Origin of the sequence: Blastopirellula marina (genome assembly GCF_002967765.1) — a bacterium.
Classification (GTDB): Bacteria; Planctomycetota; Planctomycetia; order Pirellulales; family Pirellulaceae; genus Bremerella; species Bremerella marina_A.
Window position 1 is genome coordinate 460,841 of record NZ_PUHY01000004.1, and the last position, 24,318, is coordinate 485,158.

Below are 24,318 nucleotides of genomic sequence, written 5' to 3' on the forward strand. Positions count from 1 at the left end.
CTACGCCGGATTATCCAATCGTGATAATTAGTATTTCTAGAACATCCTATGGCAGGTGAAGGAGTCGAGCCGTGTTTGTTTCCGCTTCGACCGAGTGTTTTCCCGACTTACCCTTGCGTGATTGCATGGAAAAGCTGGTCGACTTGGAATTTAGCGCCGTCGATATGACGCTGGATGAAAACGGCGACCATCTGCGACCTTCCGATGTTCGCGATAACCTACAACGTGCGATCGATATTTGTCACGATACGCAGCGGTTGGTCATCTCGAACTTTCGTCTGCTGAGTACCGCCCAAGGGGACGATCGCTACCGCGAGTACGAAGAGATCTGCCGCCTGGCGAAAGCGGTAAAGGTTTCGTCGATCACCATTCCGAGTGGTGAGTTCGGAACGCCATTCAATGAAGAGGTCGAGCACCTCCGCGAGATGGTTGCGATCTCCGCTGCAGAAGGGATTGTGACCAGCATGCACACGCATGTCGGCTGCTTGTCGCAGGACTGCGATACTATTCAGGTGCTTTGCGACAACGTTAAAGGCCTCGGCATCACGCTCGACCCCAGCCATTTCATCTGCCGCGAAGATGGCCCTAAGAGCTACGACAAGGTCTTAAAGTACGTGGCCCATATTTATTTGCGGGACACACGCCAAGACGCGATGCATGTACGCGTTGGTCAAGGGGAAGTCGAGTACGGTCGCTTGATCACGCAGTTGGAACAGTCAGGCTACAACCGAGCTCTGACCGTTCACATGCCTCCCCTGCCTGACACAGACCAGATGGCCGAAATGCGGAAGATTCGTCTTCTGCTGGAAAGCTTGCTCTAAGAAGCAATCGCTCATAACGCGGCATCAATGGCCGCCAACGCTTCGCCACAACTTCCGTCGATCAGCATATCGGCCATCGAATCGAGGCCGGTTTCGTCGCGGTTGATAATCACCAGCTTGGCACCAGAACGCTTGGCCAATTCGGGCAAGCCTGCAGCCGGGTGGACCACCAAAGACGAGCCGACCGAAATCACCAAGTCAGCTTCCTGACACCATTGATAGGCCCGCTCGAGCGTCTTCTCCGGAAGCATCTGCCCGAACGAGACGGTCGCATGTTTGAGCCGACCTTCACCACAATCAGCGCATAGGGGCACTTCATTAGTTTGGCGGAAGTGCTCGACGAGTGGATCAATGGAGAACCGGGCGTCGCAATCGAGGCAGTAAGCTTCGCGGGCCGTTCCATGCAATTCAAGAACGTCCTTGCTCCCACTAATTTGGTGCAGGCCATCAATATTCTGCGTGATGACGCCACGCACTCGCCCTGACTGCTCCCACTTGGCAATCGTCTGATGTCCGATGTTGGGCGAAGCGGCAGCGAAAGCGGTGTGCGCTTCCGTCTTTTGATTCCAGTACTCGTGGCGGGCTTCGGCAGAGCGGCAGAACTCGTCGAAGTAAACGGTTCGATACTTCGTCCAAACGCCCCCTGGTGAACGAAAATCGGGGATTCCGCTTTCGGTACTGATGCCAGCCCCCGTGAAAACGACCGCCGACTTGGCCTTGCTCAGCCACAAGGCAACGAGTTTGATTCCGGACGACACGTGAATTATCCCTAAAAAATCAGCTTCATTTACTGCCCTGCATAGTGGAAACGCAGGGCAAGACTTGTATTTGCCATAGAGTTATGGCATCTTCAACCCATCTTTCTTCAAGAAAAGAATGCTTTTCCAGTGACCCCCCCTCCCCTGCCCCCTCTGTTCGAGTTCTCGGGAATGATTCCGTTTGATATCTGCTTGCTTGGTGATTCCCTGCTGACCGCGGACCAATACGCTTTGCTTTGCCTGCTCGTCGGCATGGCAACCGTGCTCGGTTTGATCATTGTCGTCCGTGCTAATGCGTTTCTGGCACTCATCGCAGCGGCCATGGTGGTCAGCCTAATGGCGGACGGCCCGATTCAAGACAAGTTTTCTCGTGTCGCTTCCTCGTTCGGTGGAACGGCTGGAGGTGTCGGTATCGTGATCGCTTTGGCGGCGATCATTGGAAAATGCATGTTGGATAGTGGCGCCGCCGATCGTGTGGTTCGGGCGTTCATGTCGATTTTCGGTGAGAAACGTTCACCGCTTGCCTTAATGGGCAGCGGGTTTGTTCTCGCGGTACCGGTCTTTTTCGATACCGTATTCTACTTGCTCGTTCCGCTTGGACGTTCGCTGTTTCGTAAGACGCAGAAGAATTACCTTCTGTACGTCATGGCCATCGCCACCGGTGGCGCGATCACGCATACGTTGGTTCCACCAACCCCAGGTCCGCTCGTCGTGGCAGATCAGTTAAACGTCGACAAAGGATTGATGATTCTGATCGGCGCGGCAATCGCTTTCCCGGCAGCCTGTATGGGGTTGTGGTTTTCGTCGCTCATGAATCGCTGGATGCCGCTCCCGATGCGACCCCTTGGTGCCGAGCCTGAACCGGAAGCGATCCCCGACGACAAACTACCTTCGTTGTGGGTCTCGCTTGCACCGGTCCTTTTGCCAGTGATTTTGATCTCAACAAACACCATTCTTACGACGATGGCCGATGCCGAACGTGCCGCGCAACTTCGCCCCGGTGATATCGCTGACTGGAGTACGTTCCGACAGCGCATAAAAGATGGTGTCGCCGCCGAAGGAGACGGAACGAATTTTGGGAAGCATGTGATCTCGACAATTCGTGGAGATGGCTCGAATGCGGAACGAGAGGAGTTGGCATCGTTACTTCTGCAAGATGGTTCGTTGAACGATGGACAGAAGGAAGTCGCACTCGATCGACTTAATCAATACTTGCTGGTTGACAAAAGCTTTCCTAAGAACCCCGATGCGTTTTTGGGATCGCGGCTGTCGAGTACGGCACTCAGCCTTTCGCGGAAGCCGGTTGCTCGGATGAGTCCCGTCGAAGCGGAACGTATGAATCGTGAGACTTTGGAATCGGTGTACGGCCCGGAAGTTCTCAAGCGACATGTTTGGGATACGCGAAAGCGTGATTTGGCGAACATCACGTCGATGCTGGGAGACGCGAACTTCGCGCTGCTGATTTCCGCGGTAATTGCCATGTGGACGTTGGCAGTACAACGACAATACTCGCTGAAAGAACTTGCTTCGTCAGTTGAGGTGTCGTTGATGAGTGGTGGCTTGATTATCTTGATCACGGCTGCTGGGGGCGCATTCGGTGCGATGCTGACGGTGGCGAACGTCGGCGATGCGATTCAAAACATGTTCCCAATTGGCTCAGATGCCTCATCGGCCAAGCTGTTAATTCTGTTCCTCGGTTTTGGTATCTCGGCCGTGCTGAAGATCGCTCAAGGATCCAGCACGGTGGCGATGATCACCTCGAGCGGGATGCTCGTGAGCCTGGCTTCTCCCGAGACACTCGGCTGCCACCCGGTCTACTTGGCGGCAAGTATCGGAGCCGGATCGCTGATCGGGTCTTGGATGAACGACAGTGGTTTCTGGATCTTTGCCAAGATGAGCGGATTGACCGAAGTCGAAGCTTTGAAAACCTGGACTACCCTGCTCTTGGTGTTGGGCACAACGAGCTTTCTGGTCGCGCTGCTAATGGCGGCTGTGATGCCGTTGGCTTAGCAGCCTGTTGAATTTCTCTGATCGGCTACATCATTGAGATAGGGGCGATTGCGGCGTTGTGAATTCCTCGACATATCTAGTGGATATGCCTGCGGACTCACGCCTTGTCCTCGCCCCAATCTCAATGACTCGCTAACGAAGTAGAAAATCAATAGACTGTTCATCGCGCAGATCACCGACTGAGTGCCACTAGTGCTGGCATTTCAGGGCATTTTCGCGGCATTTCGTTCTAAAAACGAACCAAATCGGTACCTTCCGCATACAATACATTGCGAAAGGAAGCCCGATGTAGGATCGGTTCAGGAAGTACCGCAGCGCCAGGACGCGCGATCGACGTAAGACTTGGGATATGGCTTAACCCGTTCCACCGGAACTCGGAATTCGGGCTGTAGCGTTTCTAGGGAAGATATCCCCCCAAAAACAGTCGTCGATTTTTTGACCAGGGCAAAATCGTGATCTATAGTGGACTGGGTCGAAATAACGGCCCGTCCTTCACGAGATTTACTCCCCCCAGTTGCCGGTACTTTCGACACGTTTTCAGTGCCCCCTTCTCTCCCGGGCCTGTTTAGTTCGCGTCGCCGCTGGCAGCAATGGAAACTGGACGCTGCGACGGACTATGCACAAAACAACGACACCATATAAGTGGGCGATTGCTCTCCTTCTCGCCCTGGTCTCACTCGTTCCTGCGACTTCTTACGGTCAGGTTCGGATTCCTGATGAAGCGCGGATTGACGAAACTGCGGTTCGTGAGGTTTTGGCCAACGGCGAGCAGCTCGAGCGTCAAGGACGTTGGGGCGAGGCATTAACCTTCTACGAAGACGCCCTGCGTTTGAATGGTTTCGACGCCAGTGTTCAGCGTAAAGCGAACCTGGCTCGTCTGCACTATGATGTTGGCCGTCGCTATGCCGACCAAAGCTTCATCCGCTCGGTCGACACGATGAGCCGGGAAGATGCGCTTCACCTTTATGACGAAGTCTTGCGAAAGGTGCAGACCAGCTACGTCGACGCACCTCGTTGGAGTGACGTTGCTCGTGAAGGTCTAAAGCAGTTGGACGTCGCACTGAAAGAAGAGATCTTCGCGAATAAGAATCTTAAGAACGTTAGTCCTGATCAAATCACTCGCGTTCGCCAAATGTTGAACGAGAACGTCAACTGGCAGAACGTTGGTTCACCACAGCAAGCCGTGGAAATGGCGAACTATGCCGCAGAACTGATGTGGCAAAATCTAGGCGTAATTCCCACGGCCACGATTTTGGAATTCGCTTGCGGAACGGCTGCTTCGCTCGATCCATATACCAGCTTCCTCACCCAAGATCAGCTGAACGAAGTTTTCTCCCAAATCAAAGGTAACTTCGTTGGCTTGGGCGTGGAATTGAAAGCAGATGAAAATTCGCTTTTGATCGTCAACTCGATCACCGGTAGCCCAGCTCATCAAGCGGGCATTCGTGGTGGCGACCGCATTGTCGCAGTCGACGGACAACGCTGCGAAGTAATCAGCACCAACAAAGCTGCCGACATGCTCAAGGGTGAGATCGGTTCGATGGTTCGCGTGACGGTCGTTTCGCCGAACCAACCGGCTCGTGAGTTGAACGTGCGACGCGATCGGGTTGAAGTCCCTAGCGTCGACAATATCCACATCATGGATGCGGAATCGAAGGTCGGCTACCTGAAGATTACCAGCTTCCAGGAAAACACCCCCGCGGATTTGAGTCAGGCGTTGTGGAAGCTACATCGCGATGGCATGCGAGCATTAGTGATCGATCTGCGTGGCAACCCAGGTGGACTGTTGCGGGCCTCGGTTGATATGGTCGACTTGTTCGTCGAGCAGGGAACGATCGTCTCGACTCGCGGTCGCAACGCTCGCGAAGACTTTGACTACACGGCTCACATGCCAGGCACCTGGAGAGTGCCGTTGGTCGTGCTGATCGATGCGAACTCGGCCAGTGCCAGCGAAATCTTTGCCGGTGCAATTCGTGATCATGGACGCGGAACAGTCGTGGGTCAGCGTAGCTACGGTAAAGGTTCGGTGCAGGGGATCTTCCCGCTCGAAACCGCCGGAACAGGGCTCCGCTTGACGACAGCCAAATTCTTTTCGCCCAGTGGGCGAGCGATCAGCCGCAACGGCGTGATTCCAGACGTGAACGTGCGAGTGACGGCCAAGCCTGCCATGGATGGTACTCACTACGTCGGTGACACAGCACCGCAGCATGATCCGGTCATGGATGCTGGTCTTGTTGCCGCACGACAACTGCTGGGTGCCCCAGGTGGACTGACGAACCGCACGCAAGCACAGCGTTAAATAACCGAGCAGGGGGGCTTGGCACGCTTCTTAACCAGCTCCCCTCTGGTTGGCGGCCTCTGAGGCAAGCGGTACGATTGAACGGATTGGATAAACCGCGCAAAGTCGCGATCTATCGCCCAAACCGTTTCCTCGTGGCGAAGGCCTCGCATCTTGTTTTTCCAAAAGCTGGGAAAGTTTGTCGTCCAGTATCCGCTGGCGATTATCGCCTTCTGGGTGATATTCGCTGCTTTGGCAATCGCATTGCCGCCCCATTGGAACGACGTTACGCTCGACGGTGATTTGGCCTTCTTACCCAAGAATATGCCAAGCGTCGAAGCGGATGACCTCTTTCGCCGTGCATTCCCACAGCGGCAAGCCAAAAGCCAAATCGTCTTTGCGGTCTCTCGCGAGGACTCGACGTTGACGGAAGAGGATCTGCGATTTGCGGATCGCATGGCGTCGCCGCTGCAAAACACTCAGGGAATCTTTCTTTATCGCTCGGCGGAGCAGGGGACTGCGGAAGTTGATCCGACCAATGAAGAAGGCGAAGACGCCGGTCCCATTCAGTACGCGATGGAAGCTTGGGAAGAATCGGCGTTGCTCGATCCCCGGAACTGGCATCCTCTGTGGAACATGGCGTTCGTATGCGGGCAACTTGGCAAATCTGATGAGAAAGAACAATATCGCCAACTAGCGATTGCGCTACGACCGGAACTTACCAAGGAAACCTTGGAACTGGTTCCGTCCGAACCATTCGATTGGAATCAATTCGATGTGCTAACTCGCCATACGATGGTTCGTGGCGATATGCTGGCCAGCCCTGATGGGCATGCCGTGTTGGTCGTGGTCGAGTCGCGAAACGAGTTTATGGCGACCGACAACATTCGTGTGCTCCAAGAGGCAACTCAGTACGTTGAAGCTTGGCGTAAGAAGGCCGACGAGGAAGGGCTGTCCCATCTCGAGATAGGCGTAACAGGAAATGCCGCGATTGGTGGCGAGATGCTCTTGGCGGCGAAGGAAAGTATTGCCAATACCGAGCTCTACACCATTCTGTTAGTCGTGCTGATTCTGTTGGTTATTTACCGCACGCCCATGATGCTGACGGTGCCGCTCTTGTCGATCGCCGTTTCCTTTATCATTTCGTCCTGGTTGGTCGCCTTGCTGACGCAGGTGCATTATCTGCCAGGCCTGGAGTGGGTCGATTTCAAAGTCTTCAAGACGTCCCGCATCTTTATCGTGGTGATCTTGTTTGGGGCCGGGACTGATTTTTGCTTGTTTCTGATTGGGCGATACCGAGAAGAGCTTGCACGCTGTCGCGATCATCAATGGGCGATTGCCCAGGCCTTGGCTGGCGTGGGCGAAGCGCTGACGGCCAGCGCGATGACGACGGTCGTTGGGCTAGGCATGATGTTCTTCGCCGACTTTGAAAAATATCGAAACAGCGGACCCGCGATTGGGCTTTGCTTGTTAGTCACGCTATTTACTTGTTTGACGTTAGCTCCAGCGATTATGCGTTTCCTCGGGCCACTTCTTTTTTGGCCGTGGGGAGACTCGAAGCAATTTGTTGAGAAGAGTCGACCCGTTTCGACCGCCTGGTGGGAACAGATATCCAGCTGGATTTGCCGCTGGCCAGGGATGACGCTGACCGTCGTAGTGTTACTGCTCGGAATGGTTGGCTTTCCCAGCATGTGGAATCGAATACGAACCGGCGAGGCGGTCGAAGTCTCGTACGATCTCTTTGGCGATCTCGACAACGACCGGATGGCCAAACAAACGGCTTTGCGATTGCGCGAACATTTCCCGCTTGGAGAAAGCGGACCACTGACCATTCTGGCCGTGAACCAAAGTGGTCAGTTCGGTGAAAGGGAAGGGCGGTCGATCATTTTGGATCTCTCCAACACGCTGTTTGCTACGAGCGATGATGTGGAGCAGGTCTTTACTAGCGAACAGCCACTTGGGGATAAACCGGCAGGCTTTTCTTTTTCAGGTCGCGGTCGACAGGTGATGCTGCTGAGGAATCATCGCCGTACGAAAGAGTTCTTTTTGGCGCAAGAGCCTAAGCTGCGTGGTGAGATCGCGCTGTTGCGGGTAATTGTTGATCGAAATCCATTCTCCAACGGTGCGATCGAGTTGTTGGGTAAGATCGAACACGATCTGCACGCGAAGATCGATACGTTGCCTCCTCCCTGGAATGAAACGAAGATCTTTATCCAGGGGACAACTCCTTCAATTCGTGACTTGCGGACTGTGACGCAAAGCGATCAAAAGCGGATTGAGTTTGGTGTGATCGTGGCTGTCTTCTTTGTGCTATTGGTGATCCTGCGACGGCCGTTTGTCTGTGCGTACATGATTCTCTCGGTGCTATTTAGTTATTACGTCACCCTGGGAATCACGGAGATGTTTTTCCGGACGGTTTACGCCGACAGCTATCAGGCCTTGGATTGGAAGGTGCCGTTGTTCTTGTTCGTGATCCTGGCGGCAATTGGACAAGACTACAACGTTTACCTTGCGACTCGGGTTTTCGAAGAACAGAAACGCCTTGGCCCGATTCAAGGTTTGATGCGAGGTATTACGACAACCGGTGGCATCATCACCAGTTGCGGGTTAGTGATGGCAGGTACGTTCGCATCGATGTGTATGGGAACACTGCTTGGCGTGATCGAAATTGGGTTTGCATTGACGGTTGGCGTGCTCTTAGACACCTTCGTCGTACGAACGATCATGCTTCCGTGTTTCCTGGCACTCATGAATCGATATGCGCAATCGCCCGAAGATGACACGATTGATGCCTAATGTGCCACGATAATTTCGCCAAGGATGATTGAAGCAAGGCCGCGTAGGCGCCATATTGTGAATTCGCCCAGGAATCGGATTACTGCGAGATCTCTCATAAGGTGTGGTCGTCAAGCGGTGCTCGGTTCTACCGTTTCTTGCCCCGAAAACGCGTGTTCTGCCAGATGAAAGTTTAAAAAGGGAGCCCCCAGCATGACGCCCAAAGAAGTCTTAGCCCTCTGCCGCGAAAACGACGTGAAAGCGGTCGATTTTCGGTTTATGGATTTTCCCGGCCTTTGGCAGCATTTCACAATTCCGGTCAGTCACCTCAGCGAAGATACGTTTGAAGATGGACTCGGTTTCGATGGTTCGAGTATTCGTGGCTGGCAGTCGATCAACGAAAGCGACATGCTGGTGGTGCCTCAGCCAGATACGGCGTTCGTCGATCCTTTCACACAACTGCCAACCCTCGTTCTGATTTGCAACATTCAAGATCCGATCACGCGGGAAGATTACTCACGCGATCCGAGGAATGTTTGTCGCAAGGCGGCTAACTATCTAAAGAGCACGGGTATCGCAGATACCTGCTTCATCGGACCTGAGGCAGAGTTCTTTGTGTTCGATGACGTTCGTTTCGATCAACGAGCCCAACACGGTTTCTATCACATCGATAGCGTGGAAGGGGAGTGGAATCGAGGGCGGGACGAAGGCCCCAATCTTGGCTACAAGCTGCGTCACAAAGAAGGGTACTTCCCGGTTCCGCCTGCCGATTCGTTGATGGATCTGCGGAACGAAATGATGCAGACCATGATCGAGTGTGGCTTGAATGTCGAGGCACAGCATCACGAAGTATCGACGGCTGGTCAGTGCGAGATAGACTTGCGATTCAACGAGATGGTCAAGATGGCCGATGACTTGTTGATCTACAAGTACGTCGTGAAGAACGTCGCGAAACGTAACAACCGCACGGCGACGTTCATGCCCAAGCCAGTGTTTGGCGATAACGGGTCCGGCATGCACACGCACTTCTCATTTTGGAAAGAAAACGAACCACTGTTCGCAGGCAGTGGCTATGCAGGGCTAAGTGAAACCGCGCTCTATGCGATTGGCGGTTTACTGAAGCATGCTCCTTCGGTCCTGGCATTCACGAACCCAACCACGAATAGCTACAAACGTTTGGTTCCTGGCTACGAAGCCCCGGTCAATTTGGCCTACTCGCAACGGAATCGATCGGCATCGTGCCGCATTCCGATGTACAGCCCGAGCCCAAAAGCGAAACGAGTCGAATTCCGTTGTCCTGATCCGACCTGTAATCCTTACTTGGCGTTCGCGGCGATTACGATGGCGGCAATCGACGGGATTCAAAACAAAATCGACCCAGGCCAACCGCTCGACAAAGACATCTACGATCTCCCTGCCGAAGAAGCTGCGGCTGTGCCCAAGACACCAGGCTCGCTGGACGAAGCACTTGACTGCTTGGCCGCAGATCACGAGTTCCTGCTGCGGGGCGATGTCTTCACCAAGGATGTCGTCGAGACATGGATTGAGTACAAGCGAAAGAATGAAGCGGACGCGATTCGCTTGCGACCGCATCCTTACGAGTTCTGCTTGTACTACGACATCTAAGAAACGCTGGTGGCACGTTCCCTCTTCAGAGGTGAGAAAGAGGGAACGCGAGCTTATCTAGCCAGCAACGACTTGAGCGACGTTCTCAGGGGTTACGGGCGAGATCACCCCTTTCTCGGTGATAATACCTGCGATCAATTCGGCAGGCGTAACGTCGAAAGCTGGGTTATAGACCTGAACCTTGTCAGGGGCGGTCTGCTTGCCCATTCCGTTGATGATTTCGACCGGGTCGCGTTGTTCGATGGGAATCCCTTCACCCGTTGGCAAAGAGAGATCGAACGTGCTGATCGGAGCCGCGATGTAAAACGGAATTCCGTGAGCTTTTGCCAGTACAGCCACGCCATAGGTTCCGATCTTATTGGCCGAATCTCCATTGGCGGCGATTCGATCAGCACCGGTGATGACGGCGCTGATGCGGCCTTCTTTCATGACCTGGGCGGCCATGTTATCGCAGATCAGCGTTGCCGGAATATCGCGTTGTAGCAATTCCCAGGCGGTCAATCGGGATCCCTGTAAGAGTGGACGCGTCTCGTCGACAAAGACATGGATGTCTTTGCCTTGATCATGGCAGGTAAACATCACGGCCAACGCGGTGCCGTAGTCGGCCGTCGCGAGCCCGCCTGCGTTGCAGTGCGTTAGGATGCCGAAGCCAGGCTGAATCAGTTCGGCGCCATGCTTCCCAATGGCGCGGCAAACTTTTCGGTCGTCGTCATGGATATAACGAGCTTCCGCCAGTAAAGCTTCGTGGATTTCAGCCGGGGACTTCCCTGCTTCCTTCTCGGCTACATACTTGGCCTTCAAGCGATCGAGTGCCCAAAACAAATTGACTGCCGTGGGACGACTTCCAGCGAGGTATTCAACCACCTCGTGGAAGCGTGCCTCAAATTCTTCTGCCGATTTGTCGGTAGCCGTTTGCAAGCCGACGATCACGCCGTACGCCGCCGCGATGCCGATTGCTGGTGCCCCGCGGACGCGCAGCATCTTGATGGCTTCCCAGACCGTTTCGACATCTTTGCAGTCGAGGTAAACGAGCTCGACTGGCAAACGGGTCTGGTCGATCAAAACGAGATGCCCATCCGTTTCCCCTTCGTAGCGAATTGGATCTGGGGCCGCTTGTGGTTGGCTATCGGCAATCGTCATAAGTTCAAATCGAGAGAGGTTCGTAGGGAAGGTCGAAGGTATCAGCAACCGGCTTGTTGGTAACACGCCCGGTGTGGATGTTCAAGGCCGTCTGCAATTCTGGCGAACTGGCCAAGGAGGCATCGATACCGTTCTTGGCAACTCGCAGTGCCCATGGCAGCGTGACATTACACAGGGCAAACGTGCTTGTTCGCCCCACCGCACCCGGCATGTTGGCCACGCAGTAATGCAGCACGTCGTCGATCAAATAGGTAGGATCGCTATGTGTCGTTGGGTGCGAAGTTTCGATGCAGCCACCTTGGTCCACGGCGACGTCAATGATGACGCTACCCGGTTTCATCAACTTCAAGTCTTCACGAGAAACGAGCATCGGTGCTTTGGCACCAGGAATCAGCACAGCCCCGACAACCAAGTCGGCCAGTTGAAGTTGGTGACGAATCACGTGGCGATCGCTGAACAGTACATTGACGTTGGGTGGCATGACATCGTCGAGATAACGAAGGCGATCCATGCTGATATCAAGGATGTTCACGTCCGCATTGAAACCGGCGGCAATCTTCGCGGCATTAGCACCGACGATACCGCCACCCAGGATCGTGATGTGGGCCGGAGCAACCCCAGGGACACCACCAAGTAAGATGCCTTGTCCCATCTGTGGCTTTTCAAGGTATTTGGCACCTTCCTGGATGCTCATACGCCCTGCGACTTCGCTCATTGGAGTCAGCAAGGGCAGGGTGCCGCGTTGGTCACGCAGCGTCTCGTAAGCCAAGCATATCGCGCCAGAGTCGATCATTCCTTGTGTCAACTGTACGCTGGCCGCAAAGTGGAAGTACGTGAAGACGATTTGTCCCTTGCGAATCAACGCGTACTCTTCCGGCTGCGGCTCTTTGACCTTCAGGATCATATCGGCCTGAGCGAATACTTCCTCAGCCGAGTCGACGAGTGTCGCTCCTGCTTCGACGTACTGCTCGTTAGTCAGCCCTGAACCGATTCCCGAATCCTTCTCGATAATCACTTGATGACCAGCACGGACGAACTCTTCCGCACCGACGGGCAAGATGGCGACGCGGTATTCATCGCGCTTCACTTCTTTCGGGATACCGACGATCATTGAGCTGACTCTCCTAAGGATATTTCAAGCAAGAGAATCAGTCATTGTGAAGGAGGAAGCCGAAAATTACTATCAGGCTTCCTCGTTGATATCGTCGAATTCTTGGTCTTCCACAGCCTCGTCCATGTTAGCTGTTTCTTCTTCGAAATCGTTTTCTATTTCTTCCTCAAACTCCGGTTTTCCAATCTTGCCGAACTCGTCCTTATTGTCGCTTGATTCGCGTTTCTTGAGGTAGAGCTTGATCGGAACTTCAGGGAAGGGGACCGCGTCTCGGAACGAAGAAATCAGGTAACGTTGGTAGCTGGGCGAAAACGCTTTGGGCATGTTCACCATCAACACAAACGTCGGTGGTTGTTCGCCGACTTGGGTCGCGTAGTAAATCTTCGGCTTGCGATTCTTGTGCAACGGAGGCGGATGATGGGCAACGATCTCTTTCAAGATACGGTTCAACTCGCCCGTACTAATCCGTGAGAGGGACTGCTTATACAGCATTTGGGTGTGGTTCAGCAGCGTTTTGACATTCTTACCAGTCTTCCCGGTGATGAACGCAATGGGAACGTGCGACATCATTGGGAAGGTTTCGTGCAAGTAGGTCGCCCAGCGGTCGGTAGGCATTTGGGTGTGGTATAGGTCCCACTTGTTGACTACGAAGATGCACGGCTTGAACTCGTCGCTGATGTAGCGGACAAGCTGTTTGTCGACCTTGCTGATCTGCTGCGAGGCGTCGAAGAACATCAAAACCACGTCAGCGTGACGGATACTTCGTTCGGCGCGGTGCGTACTGTAATAGTCGATATCGGTCTTCACGCTCACGCGGCGCCGAAGGCCGGGCGTGTCGATCGCAACGAATGACTTGCCGTCCATCTCAAAACGGACGTCGACACTATCACGCGTGGTGCCTGCCACTTCGCTGACGATCATTCGTTCCGATTGAGCGAGCGAGTTCACGAACGTGCTCTTGCCCACGTTACGGCGGCCGACGATCGCGACCTTCATTTCTGTCGCGGTCTCTTCGTTGCTGTTCGCATCGGGATCAGGGAGGCGGTCAACGATGATATCGAGCAAGTCACTCTTGTTTCGGTTTTGCAGCGTGCTGACCGAGACCAGCTTGCCACGACCGAGGCGATAGAATTGATCCGCTTCAACATCCATGTGGGGCGAGTCTGCCTTGTTGGCGACCAGCACGACCGGTTTGTCGATCTTTCGCAGACGCTGGGCGACCGCTTGATCCAAGGGAAGCATCCCACTGCGAACATCCACGACGAACAGAATGATGTCGGCCGAATCGATGGCGATTTGAATCTGGCGTTCAATTTCGTCGGTCAGGTTGTCGACGTCGTTCACGCCGATCCCACCGGTGTCGACGATCTCGAAGAAACGATCGTTCCACTTTTGCAGATGGACCATGCGATCGCGAGTGACGCCTGCGACGTCATCGACGATGGCCAGACGCCGACCGGCCAGCCAATTGAAGATGCTGGATTTACCGACGTTGGGACGACCAATAATAACTACTTGCGGTACCGCCATAGGGCAGAATTCAGTCTCAGTGGGGAGCGTGTATGGATGACAGGAAAGCTGGAATTACTTACCCTAATATGGTTCAACTTCATTTTACGTGCTAGGTCTCGCCAGAGTAAGGGAAAAGTCAAACTCCTTACTCGAAAGATCATCCCAAACGCACGAGAATTCCTCGTCTCCGCTTAGTGATCCGACATGGACGTCAGCCGTATCCGCCGCATCTTACTGCAACAAGCCGAAGGCTGGCAGGCGTCCGGCGTCCAATATCTACATAAGCAGGAGGGATTCTCTCTACCCCAGGTGGACTCTCCGCCGCACCCCACCCAGCCGGAAACGACCGTCTCGCAAGGACCGAGCGAAATGCCCAAAGCGAAGAAGCAACCTGCTGCCACGGCTGCCAAGCCGATCGAAGTTTCCCGAAAACCGAGCTCTGCCAGCGAGCCTTGGCCTGCTGAACTGGCCAAGCTAACACAGGATCAGCGGCAGGAGCGGCTCGATCAATTACGCGAGGCAGTCGCGGGCTGCACACTTTGTGCGGAATTGGCCCGAACTCGCATCCAAACTGTGTTTGGTGTCGGAAAAGCAACTGCACGGATCGCCTTTTTCGGGGAAGCTCCTGGAGCAGACGAGGATAAGCAGGGGGAACCGTTCGTGGGCCGGGCAGGAAAACTGCTTACCCAAATCATCGAAGCGTGCGGTTTTCAACGAGGCGACGTCTACATCCTCAACACGCTCAAATGTCGGCCGCCAGGAAATCGAAATCCGACCACCGAGGAAAATGAAAACTGTCGACCCTATTTCGAGCGACAGTTAGAGATTATCCAGCCAGAGTACATCGTCTGCCTCGGGCGATTTGCCATCAACAACTTACTGGAAACGGTTGAACCGATTGGCAAGTTACGCGGGAAGTTTCATCCCTACCGCGGTAGCAAGGTGGTTGTTACCTATCACCCGGCCTATCTACTGCGTAATCCTTCCGCCAAGAAGGATGTTTGGGACGATATGAAGATGATGCTCAGCGATATGGGCGTGCCGATTCCCAAGCCTAAGAAACAATAGTTTGCTTGGCTACTGAACGAGACCGCGGACTGTTAAGCGGTCTCAGCTTCTGCTTCCGCATCTTCGTCTTCTTCGCTCAGCGGATCCTTCAGTAGTTCGTGGATCAACTTACGAAGTTCGCGGACTTTGACTGGCATGGTCATGATTGCCCGGTTCTCGCCTAGCTCGGCTGCTTCGCGGATCGCCTTTTGACGTTCCTTGATAATGAGCACAGCTGGCTTGTCCTTGGTTTCGGCGTCAGAACCAAATTGATTGAACGCCTCAACTGCTGGCTCTCCCATGTCGATCGCACTGAAGACGACAATATCTGCGGGAGAGGCATCTTCAGCGTAGCGGAGCAATGCCCGCTGCGGATCACTGATCACAAGCACTCGGTAGCCGTATTTCTTCAAGCGGTCACGCAGCACGTTCTGCATGTCCATGTTCGATTCGACGATCATGATCGTCTTGTTGTAACCCTCGAACTGCTTCGCAATACGCGCTTCGTTTTGAGCCTCGATCTTACCGCGGATTTCACCGGCAGCCGATTCGTCCCCCATTTCCAATCGTTTAGCCGCCATTTTGAGGTCCATTAGCATCTGGCCTGGCGATTGGTAACGTCGATCGGGGTTGGTTTCCATCGCTTTGGCGACCACACTGGCAACCGAGCGAGGAAGGTCAGGCGCGACCTGGGCGATCGATTTCACGTTTAGGTAACGCCCCGCGGAGAGACGTTCCGATCGATCACGCGTTTCGTTTAGAGGCAGTACGCCGGAAAGCATGTGATAGAAGATCGAACCCGCGAAGAAGATATCGCTACGGCTATCGTCTCGGGGAGCGTTGGTCGCAATTTCCAAACCGGCATAGTCAACGGTTCGCGGGTTGGACGCCTGCCCATCTTCGCTGACCTGTTCCGCGAAGGCGGCCAAACCAAAGTCGACCAATTTCGCGCGGCCTCGGGCCGAGATGAGCACGTTCGACGTCTTTAAGTCACGGTGAGTAAGCCCGCGCTCAGCGGCGTAGGCCAGCCCGGACGTGATGTCGATCATCAGCTGCGTTGCTTCTTTCGGGCTGAATTTGCCTCGGATTCGCAGCAGATCACGCAGGTTTTGGCCTTCGATGAACTCAATAATAAGGAAGTAATTGGTGCCCTGTTGGTACATCGAGGTTTCGGAGTGAACTTCATAGATCGGGCAGATATTGGGATGTCGCAGGCCTTTGCCGAGCTCTCCTTCCGTCATGAACTGAAGAGCACGCTTGGGATCTTCGCTGAAGCGACGCCGCAGAACCTTGGCGGCAACCACCTTGCCGGTGTCCTTATGGACGGTTCGGAACACACGAGCGAACGTTCCGGTTCCGATCATGTAGAGGGCTTTGTAGTCCCCATAAAAGTACCCAGTGCGCAATCCTTTAACAATTCGCTCGACCTGGTAATTGGTCAGCAATTCTTTACGCAAGAGGATGTTCTGAAATTCGCCCAGGGAAACTTCACGAGATCCTAACTCACTCCAGATTTGATCGACCTGATAGTGTTCAAGGAGTTTGAAGTCGATAACGCGCTGCGCAAATTCGTCGGCGGTAAGATCAGCCATAAATCAAGTTCTATCCGTGCGTGACCGTCCAGCAGCGATCAGCGCACCTCTTCAGTCTAGGTAAGATCGTGGGGATAAGATGGGCCTGTTCCGTAAGTCATGGTATTCGACTTCTAGGGCCAAAGCAAATTGAGAAATCGGAAAAACACCCTTGGCATGCGAGGTGGAGATCATCTTCAATCCGTTTGATCTCTGTAGTCGTTAAACTTGGTGTAATTAGTCGTAAGTCGTGTTCCAGAATTGGTTTGTGAATCGCTTGGGTCATAAGGGGATTCGGGAAAGCCCCTGGAAATCGTTGGTAAAAGATGCCAAGATACGCCCCAACATCAAGTTCCTAGCTACGACAATCGAAACAACGCTTCGCTCTGGCGAGCGCAGAGAGGGATAGTCAGAATGGGAAAACGTATTGCGGTGGTCCTGGCGGCAGGCAAAGGGACCCGAATGCAATCGGAGATGCCCAAGGTGCTTTTTCCGGTACTAGGTCGACCAATGATCGAGTACGTCCTGGATGCCCTACGTGAGGTGGGTGTCGAGAAGATCATCTGCGTGGTCGGCTATCGCTCGGATGACGTGAAGTCCGCACTAAGTGGCGCGGAAGATCTTGTTTTTGTCGAGCAGACCGAACAGCTTGGCACGGGGCATGCCGTTCAGATGTGCCTGAATGAACTAAATTCAATCGATGGATCGGTGGTTGTCCTCGCCGGTGACTCGCCACTGGTGCAATCTTCGTCCCTGACCGAGTTGTTCGAAGCCTTTGAGTCGGAGGGACATGCTTGCCTTCTGGGAACCCTGAAGCGTGACGACCCCACTGGCTTGGGCCGAATTGTGCGTGATGCGGACGGTACCTTCGAGGGAATCGTTGAGCAAAAGGATGCCACGCCCGAACAACGCGAGATTACGGAAGTGAACATGAGCACCTACGTTTTCGATGCCCCACGATTGGTGGACGCCCTGTCGCGGCTCACGAACGATAACGCTCAGGGCGAGTATTACCTGACGGATTGTCCGCAGATTCTCAAAGGTATGGGATATAAGGTCGACGCATTGCCAGTTCTCAAAGCTTGCGAAGCTCATAGCATCAATTCTCGCGAGCAATTGGCTGAGGTAGAGCGTGTGATGACCGAAATTGGTTACAATAAGAATTGATGAAATTGGACGAAGGGGTTTACCGCCTCTTTCTTGGTTCGCGGCGTCTTTTTCGATAACTTCAAGTCGGTTGCCCAGTTTACGTCATGCGTGAGATTAAAATCTTCAGCGGTCGCGCTAATCCCAAACTTGCCGAAGACGTTTGCAATTTTCTGCATCTGAAACTCGGGCGCGTCTCGCTGGGCGAATTCCCCGACGGCGAAATTCAGTGCAAGATCGAAGAAGATGTCCGCGGGCGTGATGTCTTTCTGGTGCAGCCAACTTGTCCGCCGGTGAATAACAATTTGATTGAATTGTTGGTCATGATCGACAGTTGTCGACGGGCCAGTGCCGAGCGAATTACGGCCGTTATTCCTTACTATGGCTATGCTCGCCAAGACCGCAAAGACGAAGGTCGTGTTCCCATCACGGCCAAGTTGGTCGCTGATCTGATTACCAGCGCCGGGGCAGACCGCGTGCTGACGATGGATCTGCATGCCGCTCAGATTCAGGGGTTCTTTAATGTTCCGGTCGATCACTTGAACGCCTCGCCAGTGCTCAATCATTACTTTTTGAGCTTGGGCGTGCCGACGGAGAACCTATGTGTTGTCAGCCCTGATGCTGGAAGCATTAAGCGAGCGGTCACGCATCATCGCCGCTTGAACGGTGAGTTAGCGATTGTGGACAAGCGACGTACGAGTGCCCATGAGACGACCACCAAGAACATTATCGGTGGCCCTGTCGACGGCAAGGTAGCGGTGATATTCGACGACATGATCAGCACCGCTGGTTCAATTTGCGGTGCGGCGAAGGTCGTTCACAAAGCGGGCGCGAAAGAGATTTACTTGGCGGCCACCCATGGTGTCTTGTGTGGACCTGCGGTTGCTCGACTTCAGGCGGCTCCAATTAAGGAAATCATTCTGACCGACACCATTCCTCAGAAGTCCCAGGACCTGCTGAAGAATATGCGGGTCCTGTCGGTTGCCCCGCTCTTGGGTGAGGCGATCAAACGGATTCACAACGATGAATCCATTAGCGCCCTCTTTCGAGAGCACGTTGGCTAATCTTCCTTCGGTGGTGGAGGGGCTTTATCACGGCGGAAAACCGCAACCACGTCTTCCACAGGAATAACGAAGAGTTGGTTATCTGTCTCGAAATCGACAGGAATTGCCTCTTTTGGGTGGAATAAGATCTTGTCGTACTGTCGCAATGGGAAATCGTCATCGTTCTCGATCTGCGTCGATATCGCTACGATGCGACCGGTGATCGTCGGGATTTCCGCCTGATCGGGTAACGCGATCCCTCCCTTGGTGGTTCGCTTTGGTTCGTCCTTGCGGACAAGCACGCGTGCTCCAATCGGTTCAACATACTCAATCGTCTTACTGCGGGCTGATTTCGCCATGGGGGTCCATTTACAGGGTTCGCAAAGCGTTCTGGATATCTCTCGTCCAATTGTTCTTAAAGATATCGGAATCGCAATCCCCTGCCGAGACCTGTCCGTACGCTCGGAATGCCAATCTTGCGGGACAAGAGAATCGGTTGTAGCTGTTCCCTAAGCATTGAACCCTGTGCAGCTTACGCTGCCATAGAAAGGGCGAGGGCGGGTGTGTCAGCAGCAAACGCCTGGATTCCCTAAAGCCCCACACTCGTCAGATCATGATTTCTCTTGACACGAATTCCGCTAGGAGGCTCGGTTTGGACTTGTCAACGCGAGATTGTTTGGCAAAATAACCAGTTTCCCAAATTGCGAAGTTGGTCCTTAGGGAATAGTGACTCCACGCGAGTCCCGACTTTTGAAATAAATACGATTCGACCCGACGCAAAATTTGCGTGATAAGCAACCTTGCCCGGTCGCCTTTAGATTTCACCACCTGACTGCGGAATAGTTTTCATGGCCGAAACACTCAAAGCCACGAAGCGAGAAAAGACCGGTAAGATTGCCAATCGAAAGCTGCGCCTGGAAGGTAAGATTCCGGCAGTGCTTTATGGAGACGGCAAGGACGTGATCAACTTGGCTTTGTGTGCTGAGCAGTTCAGTGCCGTCGTCCGTCACGGTGCCAAGAATATTACTTTGGAAGGTGACGTGTCCGAGAGCGTTGTCATGCGAGAGGTCCAATGGGATACTTTCGGGACAGAAGTTCTCCACGTCGACTTCTATCGACCAGGTAACTAGGTCGTTAAGTCGCCGCGGATCGTGCTGAATGACTGGATGTGATGAAACTCGTTGTCGGGCTCGGAAATCCAGGAAAAAAGTACGAGGGAACGCGGCATAACGTCGGTTTCGAGGTACTTCAAGCGTTGGCCAAGCGACACGCGGCGCCCGTTCCGAAATCGAAGTTTAACGGTCAACTGACCGAGATTGGTGTTCGCGGTGAGAAGCTGATGTTGCTTAGCCCGCTCACCTATATGAACAAAAGTGGGAACAGTGTTCGTCCGGCGTTCGACTTTTACAAGTTAACGCTGGAGGATGTTTTGATTGTTTGCGATGACTTTAACCTTCCATTGGCCAAACTACGGCTGAAAGGGAAGGGCTCAGCAGGTGGTCAAAACGGATTAGCCGATGTGATTCAAAAGCTCGGCTCGAATGAGGTGCCTCGACTCCGTATCGGTATCGGAGCACCACGAGAAGGGGCCGACGTGGCTGGCTATGTCTTGAGCAACTTTGCCAAGGCGGAAAAGCCCGAGATGGATTTGTGCGTTGAGCAGGCTGCTTCGGTAGTCGAGGACTGGGCTTCCCAGGGGCTGACGTACGCAATGAACCAATACAACGCGTAGGCACTCGTGTCGCGCACAACGTTCAATTACCAAGTTGGCCGATCGCACTGCCCAGCAAGCAGCGACCGACCCTGAACCGATCATTTTGACGTCGAAATTCGAGGAGTAGAAACCTTGGCGGCTTACGTTTACGAGGGGATGTTCATTCTGGACTCCAACCGGTATGGAAAGGATCCCAGTGGGGTCGCCGGCAAAATTGATGCTCTCGTGCAGCAATTGGGTGGCGAAATCCTGGTGAGCCGTATGTGGGCCGAACAGCGCCTGGCGTACCCAATCAACGGGCATCGCCGAGGTACCTACTGGCTGACCTACTTCCGCTTGGACAGCTTAAAAGTGGACGAGTTGAACTACGCATGCAACATCAATGATGACATGCTGCGGTTCCTGTTCATCAAGCACGATCCACGAATCGTCGACATGCTGGTCGCCCACGCTGAAGGTCACGAGATCGCCGGCGAAGAAGACTCGGATTCCGACAACGACAGCGACAACGATGATGATTCGTCGAACGAAGACGAAGAAGAAACCGTGGAAGCTGCCGACTAGGCTGCAGCCCGGTTTTTACGTCTTTGGCACGTACAATCATCCTTGGTAAGTACTGAAGTCGATTCGATTTTCCCCTGAAGGAGCGTTTCCCATGGCAAGTTTCAACCGAGTTATTCTGGTCGGGAACCTGACGCGGGATATCGATTTGCGATATGTCTCCGGTGGTGGAACAGCCGTTACTGAGCTGGGTCTGGCGGTTAACGATCGACGTAAGACACAATCGGGCGAATGGGTCGATGAAACGACCTTCGTAGACGTAACCTTGTGGGGACGTACTGCGGAAATCGCCAGTGAATACTTAAGCAAGGGCTCGTCCGTATTGATCGAAGGACGGCTCAAGCTTGACACGTGGGAAACAGACGGTCAGAAGCGATCCAAGCTTCGCGTGGTTGGCGAGAAGATGCAAATGCTCGGCGGCCGCGACGGAGGCGGTGGCGGCGGTGGTCGAAGCGGCGGGCCTTCCCGACCAGCTCGACAATCCCAACCACAAGGCGGCGGTCGCGGTGGTTATGACCAATCGTCTGGATCCGACTATGACTCGTACGATGACGGCAGCTTTGGGGGAGCAGGTTCCCAGGGAGCAGCCGACGATGATATTCCGTTCTAATGAAAAGTCTGGCGAAGCCCGCCCGGCATCACGCGAACGGTTGACTGAATCAACCAAGAGCAAACGCCAAATCACTGGCAACTATTGGAATAGACAAACACCATGCCAACTCGATCTGAAAAGCACAAAGCACGTCCCTGGAAGCGATTGCCAAAAGGCAAGAACGGCGGTATCGAACTGCTGTTGATCCAGTCGGTTGACCACCTCGGCAAGCCGGGCGATGTCGTGGAAGTGCGTCCTGGTTACGCCAATAATTACCTGATCCCGCAAGGCTTGGCGACGATCGCCACAAGCCATCACAAGCGGATGGTCGAAAAGCACAAGGCCAAGTTGGTCGAGATCGAGAAGTCGCGTTTGGCTGGTCTCCGTGCGATCGCCGACTTGTTGAATCGCCAAAGCGTTACGATCGAAGCCAACGCCAACGACGAAGGTCACCTGTACGGAAGCGTCGGTCAGGTCGAGATCGTTCACGCGTTGAAAGAGCAGAACTTCACCGTTACTCCAGATCAGGTTCGCCTGCAGGGTCCGCTGAAGGAACTCGGTTTGTATACCGTCAAGATTCACCTTCATGCCGAAATTGAATCGGAATTGAAGGTTTGGGTTGTTCCGACCGTTTCTGGTGAGTAGTATCAACCAGATGGTCCCGTGCGAAGTTCGCACTGAGTTTATCCGTGCCAAATAGCACCATGCTAATAGCACGCTACGGCTTGGCTCTTGAGCCCCTAATCGGTTCGAGCCACGCCGGTCTTAGTAAGTCGCACTCCCTTTTTAGTCCGCTCGATAGCGAGAACTCGGTCACGGTGGTTGGCGAAACACCTGACCTTGATTGTTCCGCTCGCGGATCCGAAAAAAACTCCTCGGCCTCCCCGAGGAGTTTTTTTATGCCCTCAGTTCCCATTCCATTTTGTGATGCAAACTGGCCGGGCCCCTAAATCTAGCAATCGCATTGTCCTGACCCATTCGTGCGGTAGGATGGTTGTCGACCAGCAATCACACCAACTTTTTGTAGCGGCGCACGGAGCACCAACGTGGCAACAGGCGGTAAATCAAAGCAATCGAAGCAGCGGCGATTTGACGACCGGGAGGAAGTCGCCACCAATCTCTTCGACAAGCAGCCGCCGTGTAGCGTTGAAGCCGAGCAGTGCGTGCTGGGAAGTATCATTCTTTTGCCGGACGTCTTGGACGACGTCATCATGGTTGTCCGGCCCGAGGATTTTTACGACGAAGCGAACAAGAAGCTTTTTGAGCACATGGTCGATCTGCACAACAGCGGCCGAAAGATCGACACCACGCTTCTGACTGAGCATCTTCGAAATGCCGGCGACTGGGAATTCATTGGTGGGACAGCTTACTTGGCGAAAGTGGCTCGCAGTGTGCCTCATGCGGCGCACGCGGTCAGTTACGCCGAGATCGTTCGTAAAAAGGCGACGAGCCGAAATCTGATTCTCGCCGCGACCGATATTCTACAAGACGCCTACCAAGAAGCCGGAAAACCGGAAGAACTTGTTGGGCGAGCGGAGCAAAAGATCTTCTCCATTCTCGATGGACGCGACAATCGCAGCATGGCCAGCATGCGTGAGATCGTGACCGAGGCCATGGAACGAATCGATGCCCGTCTCCGTGGTGAAACATCCAACGGTGTATTGACCGGCTTCACCGACATCGATGAGATGACGAGTGGATTTCATGGCAGCCAGCTCCTCATTTTGGCCGCTCGCCCGGCGATGGGCAAAACGGCCTTCGCCATGAACATTGCCGAGAATATCGCGGTACACGACAAGATCCCAGTGCTTTTTGTCAGCTTAGAAATGGGATCGGTCGAACTTTGTGATCGTCTGCTTTGTAGCGTCGCTAAAGTTAATGGTCACCGTCTGCGAAATGGAACACTCAGTAACGAAGATCGAGCCAAGCTGATCGAGCGTTCTTCGCTCGTCGCAGAGGCACCGCTCTTTGTGGATGACTCGCCAAGTCGAACGGTCGCAGAAATCGCGGCTTCGGCCCGGCGGATCATGCGTAACGAACGCCGCTTAGGCTTGATCGTCATCGACTATTTGCAACTCATCGAGCCTGATAATGCCAACGATCCACGTCAGGAACAGGTCGCCAAGATCGCCCGACGTTTGAAAGGTTTGGCCCGTGAAATGAACGTGCCGATCTTGTGCTTGGCCCAGCTCAATCGTCAGGCTGAAGCTTCGAAAGACAATAAGCCGAAGCTGAGCCACCTGCGAGAATCAGGGGCCATCGAGCAGGATGCCGACGTGGTGATGTTTGTCCATCGCGAGGAGTATTACCACAGCGGCGAAGAACGCGATCAGTACACCGGTCAGGCCGAGATTATCATTGGCAAGCAGCGTGCAGGCCCGGTTGGTGAAGTCAAGCTGACTTGGCTCAAAGACTTCACCCGTTTCGAGAACGCATTCGATCGCGAACCGGACGATTTCTCGGCGTTCAATCAAGGCGAGGGAGGCTTCTAGCCTCCTTTTTCATTAATGCCAAAATTTGAATGCTCAGCTTGTTTGGGGCTATAATGCTTCCTATCGGCCGGGCAACGCTGGTTTCGGCTGCGATTGAGAAACCGACATTAAAAAGTGCCTG

Annotated in this window: 20 protein-coding genes; 14 read left to right on the top strand and 6 right to left on the bottom strand. The window is 53.9% G+C overall.

What is annotated here, in order from left to right; genetic code table 11:
* Nucleotides 1-71: 71 nt before the first annotated feature.
* Nucleotides 72-821 carry a sugar phosphate isomerase/epimerase family protein gene (locus tag C5Y83_RS03230; RefSeq protein ID WP_233207067.1) on the top strand — a complete coding sequence of 250 codons (750 nt, stop codon included), beginning with the start codon at nt 72-74 and terminating at the stop codon, nt 819-821.
* Between the two features lie 11 nt (nt 822-832).
* Here the strand turns inward: C5Y83_RS03230 and C5Y83_RS03235 are convergent, their stop codons facing one another.
* On the bottom strand, nt 833-1,579 hold the full coding sequence (locus tag C5Y83_RS03235) for an SIR2 family NAD-dependent protein deacylase (protein WP_199194968.1): 747 nt from the start codon (nt 1,577-1,579) through the stop codon (nt 833-835).
* 129 nt (nt 1,580-1,708) lie between these two features.
* Here C5Y83_RS03235 and C5Y83_RS03240 point away from each other — a divergent pair, with 129 nt between their 5' ends.
* The 4 genes from C5Y83_RS03240 (at nt 1,709) to glnA (ending at nt 10,268) form a co-directional block, all read left to right on the top strand.
* Nucleotides 1,709-3,589 carry a GntP family permease gene (locus C5Y83_RS03240; RefSeq protein ID WP_233207068.1) on the top strand — a complete coding sequence of 627 codons (1,881 nt, stop codon included), beginning with the start codon at nt 1,709-1,711 and terminating at the stop codon, nt 3,587-3,589.
* A 616-nt stretch (nt 3,590-4,205) separates the two neighbouring features.
* The gene (locus C5Y83_RS03245; RefSeq protein WP_105328208.1) at nt 4,206-5,888 is read left to right on the top strand and encodes a S41 family peptidase; all 1,683 of its coding nucleotides are present in this window, start codon (nt 4,206-4,208) and stop codon (nt 5,886-5,888) included.
* A 153-nt stretch (nt 5,889-6,041) separates the two neighbouring features.
* Complete coding sequence (locus C5Y83_RS03250; protein ID WP_105328209.1) at nt 6,042-8,663, top strand: MMPL family transporter; 2,622 nt, start codon at nt 6,042-6,044, stop codon at nt 8,661-8,663.
* Nucleotides 8,664-8,855: 192 nt separating this feature from the next.
* Nucleotides 8,856-10,268, top strand: a complete 1,413-nt coding sequence (gene glnA, locus C5Y83_RS03255) for a type I glutamate--ammonia ligase (RefSeq protein WP_105328210.1) — start codon at nt 8,856-8,858, stop codon at nt 10,266-10,268.
* A gap of 57 nt (nt 10,269-10,325) precedes the next feature.
* On the opposite strand, the gene mtnA is transcribed toward glnA, so the two are convergent.
* The 3 genes from mtnA to der all read right to left on the bottom strand — a co-directional run bounded on the left by mtnA (nt 10,326) and on the right by der (nt 14,049).
* A complete protein-coding gene (mtnA, locus tag C5Y83_RS03260; RefSeq protein ID WP_105328211.1) occupies nt 10,326-11,408 on the bottom strand; it encodes an S-methyl-5-thioribose-1-phosphate isomerase in 1,083 nt (360 codons plus the stop codon).
* Between the two features lie 4 nt (nt 11,409-11,412).
* Entirely contained in the window at nt 11,413-12,519 is a 1,107-nt protein-coding gene (ald, locus tag C5Y83_RS03265) for an alanine dehydrogenase (RefSeq protein ID WP_105328212.1), read from the bottom strand.
* Between the two features lie 72 nt (nt 12,520-12,591).
* Nucleotides 12,592-14,049 (bottom strand): ribosome biogenesis GTPase Der, encoded by a 1,458-nt coding sequence (gene der / locus C5Y83_RS03270; RefSeq protein ID WP_105328213.1) that lies wholly within the window; start codon nt 14,047-14,049, stop codon nt 12,592-12,594.
* Between the two features lie 186 nt (nt 14,050-14,235).
* On the opposite strand from der, the gene C5Y83_RS03275 reads away from it, so the two are divergent.
* On the top strand, nt 14,236-15,099 hold the full coding sequence (locus C5Y83_RS03275; protein WP_105328214.1) for a uracil-DNA glycosylase family protein: 864 nt from the start codon (nt 14,236-14,238) through the stop codon (nt 15,097-15,099).
* Between the two features lie 32 nt (nt 15,100-15,131).
* Here the strand turns inward: C5Y83_RS03275 and C5Y83_RS03280 are convergent, their stop codons facing one another.
* Nucleotides 15,132-16,670, bottom strand: coding sequence for a protein kinase domain-containing protein (locus C5Y83_RS03280; protein WP_105328215.1), 1,539 nt, complete (start codon nt 16,668-16,670; stop codon nt 15,132-15,134).
* Nucleotides 16,671-17,063: 393 nt separating this feature from the next.
* On the opposite strand from C5Y83_RS03280, the gene C5Y83_RS03285 reads away from it, so the two are divergent.
* Complete coding sequence (locus C5Y83_RS03285; RefSeq protein ID WP_105328216.1) at nt 17,064-17,816, top strand: sugar phosphate nucleotidyltransferase; 753 nt, start codon at nt 17,064-17,066, stop codon at nt 17,814-17,816.
* Between the two features lie 95 nt (nt 17,817-17,911).
* A complete protein-coding gene (locus C5Y83_RS03290; RefSeq protein ID WP_409994582.1) occupies nt 17,912-18,859 on the top strand; it encodes a ribose-phosphate diphosphokinase in 948 nt (315 codons plus the stop codon).
* Here the strand turns inward: C5Y83_RS03290 and C5Y83_RS03295 are convergent.
* Nucleotides 18,856-19,197 carry a co-chaperone GroES gene (locus C5Y83_RS03295; protein ID WP_105328218.1) on the bottom strand — a complete coding sequence of 114 codons (342 nt, stop codon included), beginning with the start codon at nt 19,195-19,197 and terminating at the stop codon, nt 18,856-18,858. The genes C5Y83_RS03290 and C5Y83_RS03295 overlap by 4 nt on opposite strands.
* Before the next feature lie 489 nt (nt 19,198-19,686).
* Between C5Y83_RS03295 and C5Y83_RS03300 the strand changes: the two genes are divergently transcribed.
* The 6 genes from C5Y83_RS03300 to dnaB all read left to right on the top strand — a co-directional run bounded on the left by C5Y83_RS03300 (nt 19,687) and on the right by dnaB (nt 24,197).
* The gene (locus C5Y83_RS03300; RefSeq protein WP_105328219.1) at nt 19,687-19,968 is read left to right on the top strand and encodes a hypothetical protein; all 282 of its coding nucleotides are present in this window, start codon (nt 19,687-19,689) and stop codon (nt 19,966-19,968) included.
* Nucleotides 19,969-20,009: 41 nt separating this feature from the next.
* Nucleotides 20,010-20,570, top strand: a complete 561-nt coding sequence (pth, locus tag C5Y83_RS03305) for an aminoacyl-tRNA hydrolase (RefSeq protein ID WP_105328220.1) — start codon at nt 20,010-20,012, stop codon at nt 20,568-20,570.
* A gap of 114 nt (nt 20,571-20,684) precedes the next feature.
* A complete protein-coding gene (gene rpsF / locus C5Y83_RS03310; RefSeq protein WP_105328221.1) occupies nt 20,685-21,116 on the top strand; it encodes a 30S ribosomal protein S6 in 432 nt (143 codons plus the stop codon).
* Nucleotides 21,117-21,207: 91 nt separating this feature from the next.
* A complete protein-coding gene (ssb, locus tag C5Y83_RS03315) occupies nt 21,208-21,723 on the top strand; it encodes a single-stranded DNA-binding protein (protein ID WP_105328222.1) in 516 nt (171 codons plus the stop codon).
* A 102-nt stretch (nt 21,724-21,825) separates the two neighbouring features.
* Complete coding sequence (rplI, locus tag C5Y83_RS03320) at nt 21,826-22,350, top strand: 50S ribosomal protein L9 (RefSeq protein ID WP_105328223.1); 525 nt, start codon at nt 21,826-21,828, stop codon at nt 22,348-22,350.
* A gap of 401 nt (nt 22,351-22,751) precedes the next feature.
* Entirely contained in the window at nt 22,752-24,197 is a 1,446-nt protein-coding gene (dnaB, locus tag C5Y83_RS03325; protein ID WP_105328224.1) for a replicative DNA helicase, read from the top strand.
* Nucleotides 24,198-24,318 lie beyond the last annotated feature (121 nt).